Source organism: Neisseria sp. P0021.S005 (assembly GCF_051956955.1).
On sequence record NZ_JBQCWY010000765.1, the window covers coordinates 1 to 1,405 of the forward strand.

Here is a 1,405-nt window from a genome sequence, read left to right on the forward strand (position 1 = left end):
TGCGCAAGCCGTTTTCTTCAAAGCGGCTGTAAATCTTGCCGATGACGTTTTTTTCTACTGCATCGGGTTTGATGATGGAAATCGTACGTTCGATGGCCATGTTATGTCCTTGTTTTTATTAATAGGTGAGTTGCCGTAGCCAAGAGGCGAGGGAAGTGTATTCTACCAAATTTCGCCCCTTTTTGGGAAAGGCATTATTTGCTTAAAGTCAGGTGTGGTTGTTCCAAATAGACTTCGGATTGCATTTCGATCATACGGCTGGCTGTACGGGTAAATTCCTCGGCGAAATCGCCTTCGACATAAATATCGTTTACGCCAACTGCACTGGTGGCGCACAATTTCACACGGAAATCATATAAAACGTCAATTAACCATGTCAGACGGCGTGCTTCTGCTTTTTCTTGCGGGGTTAGACGTTCTAATCCTGAAAGGAAAACCATCTCATAATGTTCGGCTAAATACAGATAGTCAGCTTGTGAACGCGGGCCAAAACATAATGCGCGGAAATCAAACCAGATGGCGCGTTCCGACTGGGCTTTATGAGGAATTTCCCGTCCATGAATAATGCTGATTCCTGGATTCAATTCAGAGATTCCGCTCATTTCTTTAAATAAAGTAGCCAGTTTTTGCTCGTTTTCTTCATTATTGGGCACAAAGAAAATTTCGGCAGGGCGCAATGTGCGCAATCGGTAATCTTCTCCGCCATCTACATTTAAAACGGTCAGGTTAGATTCGATAAGGGCGATGGTTGGCAGAAAGCTGCTGCGGTTTTGGCCTTGAGGATAGAGTTCGGATGGGGCGTAGTTGGAAGTGGCCACCAAAACAACACCTTCGCTCAGCAGGTTTTCCAACAAACGGCCTAAAATCATTGCATCGGCAATGTCGCTGACGTGAAATTCATCAAAGCATAATACGCGTGTTTCTTTGGCAATTTCTGCTGCAACGGCTTTTAAAGGATTCGCTTCACTCTTTAAAGCTTTCAGCCGTTGATGAATTTCGGCCATAAAGGCATGGAAATGCACGCGGCGCTTACGGCGATAAGGGAGGCAGCCAAAAAAAGCGTCCATCAGGAAACTTTTACCGCGTCCTACGCCGCCATAAAAATAGAGTCCTTTAGGTACTTGAGGGGAACGCAGGCTGCGGCCGAGAAAACGGTTGCGTTTGCGTTTGAACATCATCAGCTCGGTCCATAAGCGATCCAAATATTCAATGGCTCGTGCTTGTGCTTCGTCACGGATGAAGTTGGGTTGTTCGGCGGCGGCCTGATACCAAGTCAACGGGCTGTGGTTTTCAAATGGCGGTGGCGTAAATAGTTGGTCTCTATTGCTCATGTATAACCTTTATTATGTTTTGCTGGCGATAGTCGAAACATCATCCGCAATAATTTGGACAGTAGTCGGAATGA

General features: G+C 45.9%; 2 protein-coding genes. Both read right to left on the reverse strand.

What is annotated here, in order from left to right; all coding sequences use genetic code 11:
- A partial coding sequence (locus ACTHUE_RS19100) for a nucleoside-diphosphate kinase (protein WP_440424182.1) occupies window positions 1-100 on the reverse strand: 100 nt, incomplete at its 3' end.
- Window positions 101-194: 94 nt separating this feature from the next.
- A complete protein-coding gene (gene zapE, locus ACTHUE_RS19105) occupies window positions 195-1,331 on the reverse strand; it encodes a cell division protein ZapE (RefSeq protein WP_049336592.1) in 1,137 nt (378 codons plus the stop codon).
- Window positions 1,332-1,405: the final 74 nt, after the last annotated feature.

What these genes read in the sequence shown, in the direction of transcription:
- zapE (WP_049336592.1), bottom strand. Translation starts at nt 1,331, where the DNA reads ATGAGCAATAGAGACCAACTATTTACGCCACCGCCATTTGAAAACCAC.